The following is a 4,218-nucleotide window of genomic DNA, read 5'->3' as shown; positions in this document are numbered from 1 at the left end:
TTAGTATAACTTGACTGAGGGAGGGAATTGGCGGATAATTTTTAAGGTCAAGGCGCGTAGCTCAGTTGGGAGAGCGCTGGCCCGACACGCCAGAGGTCAGGGGTTCGAGTCCCCTCGCGCCTACCATCTTGTTATGAGAAGAGGAGAGGTCTTCAGGGAAACCAAGGAAACTAGGATAAGTGTATCTTTAAACCTTGACGGCACGGGTTCATACAGGGTTTCAACTCCTGTGGGCTTCTTAACCCACATGCTTGAGAGCTTTGCCCGCCACGGTAGGTTTGACCTTGAGGTCTCTGCTGAGGGCGATGTCCACGTTTCCCATCACCATACCGTTGAGGACTGTGGTATCGTCCTCGGTCAGGCTTTCAGAGAAGCCCTCGGGGACATGAAGGGGATTAGGAGGTTCGGCGATTCGGTCGTCCCGATGGATGAAGCCCTCGTCCTCTCGGCGGTTGACTTCTCTGGAAGGGGACTCCTTTACTACGAGGACCTCGGGCTCAGAGGTAAGATAACGGACTTTGACTTTGAGCTCATATGGGAGTTCTTCAAGGGCTTTGCTTTGGAAAGTAGGAGCACCCTTCACATCAGGGTTCTACAGGGTAATATACTGCACCACGTCGCTGAAGCTTGCTTCAAGTCCTTCGCCCTGACACTCAGGGAGGCTGTATCCATAGTAGGGGGCGATGTCCCTTCAACTAAGGGAACCCTCTAACTCCCTCGCCTTCTCAAGAACGCTTTTGAAGGGTTGAGGGTCCTCTATCTCAAATACAACCCAATTACCCTTGGTTGGGTGATAAAAGCCGAGTCTGTAAGCAACGAGCATATTGCACTCACTTAGTAAGGTAAGGAGCTGTGGAGGCGCGGAGCTCCTCTTAAAACCGTAGGTGGTGTCGCCGACTATGGGATGCCCGAGGGATGAGAGGTGCACCCTTATCTGGTGGGTCCTCCCAGTGTATATCTTCACCTTCAGCAGGGACATGTCTAACCTTTTAAACTCCTCCAGAACCCAGAACTCTGTCTTTGCCGGTCTTGGAGTCTTTGTCCTGACGGAGAACCTCTTCCTATCAACGGGGTGCCTCCCTATGGGGAGCTCTATGAGTCCGTGCCTTTGGCGGGGAATGCCCTTGACCAGAGCCCTGTAAAGCTTTTCTGTCTTTCTCGTCGCAAACTGCTGGACGAGACTCCTGTGGGCTCTGTCGTTCTTTGCCACGACCATTAGACCTGCGGTTTCCTTGTCAAGCCTGTGAACTATTCCAGGTCTATCAACTCCGCCCGTTGATGAGAGCTTTCCTATGTGGTGGAGGAGGGCGTTCACGAGGGTTCCGGAGCTGTAGCCGGGGGAGGGGTGGACCACAAGTCCGCAGGGTTTTATAAGAACTACTATGTCCTCGTCCTCATAAACTATGTCAAGGGGTATATCCTCCGCCTTCAGCTCAAGGGGTTCGGGCTCGGGCAGGTGAAGTACCACCTCCTCACCCTCCCTGACCCTGTAGGAAGGCTTCCTGCTCCTTCCTCCAACGAGGACAAGACCCTCCTCTATGAGCTTCTTTATGTAGCTCCTTGATAGCTCCGGGTAGGCTTTTACAAGGAAGTTGTCAAGACGTTCTCCCGCCCTCTCTTCGGAGACGGTAAACTCAAGACTTTGAACTATCCTCTTCATCCAACCTTATTACTATCCTCACCTCCTTAGGCTCTTCCTCAAGGTTCAGGCTCTTGATAAAGCCCAGAACCGTTCCCTTAAGCGCTCTCATAGGAAAGTCCTTGAGTCGGACCCTCTTCCCGTTGATCTCCAAAAGTATGGACCCGTTCATACCTATTGATTTTAAAATAAAGCCCTATGGGAGTTCTTGTGAGGGTATTCCTAAGGGAAGATGAGGAGATAGAAGGTAGTCCAGTTTATGAGAAGGTTGTAGAGCTTCTGAGGGAAGAGGGGGTTCCGACCGCAGTGGTTCTGAGGGCTATCCTCGGTTATGGGACTACGGGGGAGTACCACTACGAGGGCATTGAGGCTCTTTCCTACGGGCTCCCGGTCGTTGTAGAGTTCGTGACTCAAGAGGAGAGGGTTGAGTACCTCGTTGATAGGATAGGTGAGTACGTGAAGAAAGGGCTTATAAGCTTAGAGGAGGCAAAGGTATGGGGCTGATAATCGCCATCGCCCTCGGGGGTTCTGCGGGCTCCGTTCTCAGATTCCTCCTCTCCAAGCTCCTGCAGACTAAGTCTGGTATAGATTTCCCCATCGGAACGTTGATGGTTAACGTTCTGGGTGCCTTCCTTATAGGCTTCGCCTTCTCTTACCTCGTTGAGAGGTTAGCCCTCTCTCCTGAGTGGAGGGCTATGGTCATAACGGGCTTTCTCGGAGGCTTTACCACCTTTTCAACCTTCTCCTACGAGAGCTTCAACCTCCTTATGGATGGCGAGACCGCAAAGTTCCTCGGCTACGTGCTGGGAACAAACGTAGTGGGTATATCAATGACCCTTCTGGGCTACAACTTGGGGAGGCTGGTATGAAGTGCAGGGAGGCGGTCCTCGTTCGCATATTCATAAAGGAGGGTGAAAGGAGGGAAGGGAAGCCTCTTTACAAGTTCATAACGGAGCTTTGCAGAGAGAGGGGGGTTGCGGGGGTTACAGTCTTCAGGGGAATACTTGGATACGGCAAGACCGGTGAAATACACAGCCAGAGGCTTCTGGGAATATCCCACGACCTGCCCGTGGTTGTGGAGATTATAGACTGTGAGGAGAAGATAGAGGAGGTTCTCCCTGAGATATCCCGCCTTGTTGAGGGCGGGCTGATAACCTTGGAGAAGGTCAGGGTAATAAGATACAATTGAGTTATGGACGGCGATGCCTTCCTCTTCATGATGCTTTCCTGGGGCTTCATATTGGGTCTGAACATATTCTGCTTTACGCTTCTCTTCAGCAGGGGCGAGCCTCCAAAGCCAGTGCCCGCTGAGAAACCCGCGAGGGAGATCGCGGAGGAAGAGGAGGAAGAGATAACTTAGGCGGGGGGCTTTAGGTAGAGGGGCTCTATCTCAAAGATGTTTTCCCCCTCCGGTCTTTTGCTTAAAAACTCATAGGCATACAGCCCTCCGTAAGCTGAGAAGGGAAAGAAGGGATGGAAGAACTGTCTATCACCTATCCTATCCTGTGAGAAGGACTCAAGGCTTATCCCCAGACCCCTGAGCTCCTCACCCCTGTATATCTTCACCTCAGAGCACTCATCCCCCTCAAATACTCTGTAAAAGAGGTTTGTACTCACCTTGAGGAAGGGAAGCCTCCTTCCCTCGGCACAGCTGAACCTGCCCAAGAGGTATAGGTTCTCGTAGGAAACTATGGGCTTTTTCAGAAGGTATGCGGTCGTCTTCATGAAGGTCACACCTATCCTTACCGAGGTTAGATAGCCAACACCTACCGAGACAGCGAAGGCGTCAAAGTCCTCGGGCTTTATGCAGAGCTCTGAGAGGACCTTCGGTAGGTTCTCTAAGGTCTTCTTCTCCGAGTCAAGATAGTGGAGGAGCTTCAGCCTTCCATCTTCTACTATGGATAGGTTGAAGAAGGAGAAGGAGGTATCAAGGGAGAGTATCCTCATGCCATAGGTATCTTCTCGTAGTGTCTGAATACCTGCTCCCAGGCGTAGGAGACCCTAAGAAGAGTGGCCTCGTCCCAGGGCTTTCCTATGAGCTGTCCTCCCACAGGGAGCTCATCTACCCATCCTATCGGCACCGATATGCCCGGCAGTCCCGCAAGGTTCACGGGCACCGTGAGAACGTCGGAAAGGTACATCTTTATGGGGTCCTCAAGCCGCTCCCCCAGCTTGAAGGGGAGGGTGGGGGTTGTCGGGCTCGCTATCAGGTCAACCTCCTTGAAGGCTTTCATGAAGTCCTCGTATATAAGCCTCCTGACCTTCTGAGCCTTCAGGTAGTAGGCATCGTAGTATCCAGCCGAGAGGGCAAAGGTTCCGAGCATTATCCTCCTCTTTACCTCAGGACCAAAGCCTTCGTCCCGCGTCTTTGAGTACATCTCAAGAAGGTTGTTGTAGTCTTTGGTTCTGTACCCGTAGCGAACGCCGTCGTAGCGTGCTAAGTTGGAGGAAGCCTCCGAAGGAGCAACTATGTAATAGGCTGGTATAGCGTACTTAACGTGGGGAAGGGATACATCAACAACATCGCACCCAAGACCCTCAAGCTCCTTTACGAATTTATTAAAGCTCTCCCTGACCTC

The 4,218-nt window shown here is 52.1% G+C and carries 9 protein-coding genes and 1 tRNA gene; 6 read left to right on the top strand and 4 right to left on the bottom strand.

Annotation, left to right across the window (positions count from 1 at the left end):
• Positions 1 to 50 precede the first annotated feature (50 nt).
• Positions 51 to 126 (top strand) — tRNA-Val (locus AC1HCM_RS08790).
• A 7-nt stretch (positions 127 to 133) separates the two neighbouring features.
• On the top strand, positions 134 to 712 hold the full coding sequence (gene hisB, locus AC1HCM_RS08785; protein ID WP_479461393.1) for an imidazoleglycerol-phosphate dehydratase HisB: 579 nt from the start codon (positions 134 to 136) through the stop codon (positions 710 to 712).
• Here hisB and AC1HCM_RS08780 read toward each other — a convergent pair.
• Together AC1HCM_RS08780 and AC1HCM_RS08775 are read right to left on the bottom strand one after the other, a co-directional pair.
• Complete coding sequence (locus tag AC1HCM_RS08780; protein WP_479461392.1) at positions 692 to 1,660, bottom strand: RluA family pseudouridine synthase; 969 nt, start codon at positions 1,658 to 1,660, stop codon at positions 692 to 694. The genes hisB and AC1HCM_RS08780 overlap by 21 nt on opposite strands.
• Positions 1,635 to 1,811, bottom strand: a complete 177-nt coding sequence (locus AC1HCM_RS08775; RefSeq protein ID WP_479461391.1) for a hypothetical protein — start codon at positions 1,809 to 1,811, stop codon at positions 1,635 to 1,637. The genes AC1HCM_RS08780 and AC1HCM_RS08775 overlap by 26 nt, the downstream gene beginning before the upstream one ends.
• A 26-nt stretch (positions 1,812 to 1,837) precedes the next feature.
• Here AC1HCM_RS08775 and AC1HCM_RS08770 point away from each other — a divergent pair, with 26 nt between their 5' ends.
• From AC1HCM_RS08770 to AC1HCM_RS08755, 4 genes are read left to right on the top strand one after another with little or no spacing between them, the layout of a single operon-like run.
• Positions 1,838 to 2,143, top strand: a complete 306-nt coding sequence (locus AC1HCM_RS08770) for a DUF190 domain-containing protein (protein ID WP_479461390.1) — start codon at positions 1,838 to 1,840, stop codon at positions 2,141 to 2,143.
• A complete protein-coding gene (crcB, locus tag AC1HCM_RS08765) occupies positions 2,134 to 2,508 on the top strand; it encodes a fluoride efflux transporter CrcB (protein WP_479461389.1) in 375 nt (124 codons plus the stop codon). The genes AC1HCM_RS08770 and crcB overlap by 10 nt, the downstream gene beginning before the upstream one ends.
• Positions 2,505 to 2,828, top strand: coding sequence for a DUF190 domain-containing protein (locus tag AC1HCM_RS08760; protein ID WP_479461388.1), 324 nt, complete (start codon positions 2,505 to 2,507; stop codon positions 2,826 to 2,828). Before crcB ends, AC1HCM_RS08760 begins: the two co-directional genes overlap by 4 nt.
• A 3-nt stretch (positions 2,829 to 2,831) precedes the next feature.
• Entirely contained in the window at positions 2,832 to 2,999 is a 168-nt protein-coding gene (locus AC1HCM_RS08755) for a hypothetical protein (RefSeq protein WP_479461387.1), read from the top strand.
• Here the strand turns inward: AC1HCM_RS08755 and AC1HCM_RS08750 are convergent.
• Both AC1HCM_RS08750 and AC1HCM_RS08745 read right to left on the bottom strand, forming a co-directional pair.
• Positions 2,996 to 3,586: a tRNA threonylcarbamoyladenosine biosynthesis protein TsaB gene (locus tag AC1HCM_RS08750; protein ID WP_479461386.1), complete on the bottom strand. Its 591-nt coding sequence runs from the start codon at positions 3,584 to 3,586 to the stop codon at positions 2,996 to 2,998. The two genes, AC1HCM_RS08755 and AC1HCM_RS08750, sit on opposite strands and share 4 nt — an antisense overlap.
• Positions 3,583 to 4,218, bottom strand: a 636-nt coding sequence (locus AC1HCM_RS08745; protein ID WP_479461385.1) for an amidase family protein, incomplete at its 5' end; no start/stop codon positions are given. The genes AC1HCM_RS08745 and AC1HCM_RS08750, both read right to left, overlap by 4 nt.

The sequence above is a fragment of the Hydrogenivirga sp. genome, from assembly GCF_056450045.1.
This window is presented reverse-complemented; position numbering and strand designations above follow the sequence as displayed.

Excerpts from the sequence above, each read along its gene's own strand:
- hisB (WP_479461393.1), top strand. The coding sequence starts at position 134 with ATGAGAAGAGGAGAGGTCTTCAGGGAAACCAAGGAAACTAGGATAAGT.
- AC1HCM_RS08780 (WP_479461392.1), bottom strand. The coding sequence starts at position 1,660 with ATGAAGAGGATAGTTCAAAGTCTTGAGTTTACCGTCTCCGAAGAGAGG.
- AC1HCM_RS08775 (WP_479461391.1), bottom strand. The coding sequence starts at position 1,811 with ATGAACGGGTCCATACTTTTGGAGATCAACGGGAAGAGGGTCCGACTC.
- AC1HCM_RS08770 (WP_479461390.1), top strand. The coding sequence starts at position 1,838 with ATGGGAGTTCTTGTGAGGGTATTCCTAAGGGAAGATGAGGAGATAGAA.
- crcB (WP_479461389.1), top strand. The coding sequence starts at position 2,134 with ATGGGGCTGATAATCGCCATCGCCCTCGGGGGTTCTGCGGGCTCCGTT.
- AC1HCM_RS08760 (WP_479461388.1), top strand. The coding sequence starts at position 2,505 with ATGAAGTGCAGGGAGGCGGTCCTCGTTCGCATATTCATAAAGGAGGGT.
- AC1HCM_RS08755 (WP_479461387.1), top strand. The coding sequence starts at position 2,832 with ATGGACGGCGATGCCTTCCTCTTCATGATGCTTTCCTGGGGCTTCATA.
- AC1HCM_RS08750 (WP_479461386.1), bottom strand. The coding sequence starts at position 3,586 with ATGAGGATACTCTCCCTTGATACCTCCTTCTCCTTCTTCAACCTATCC.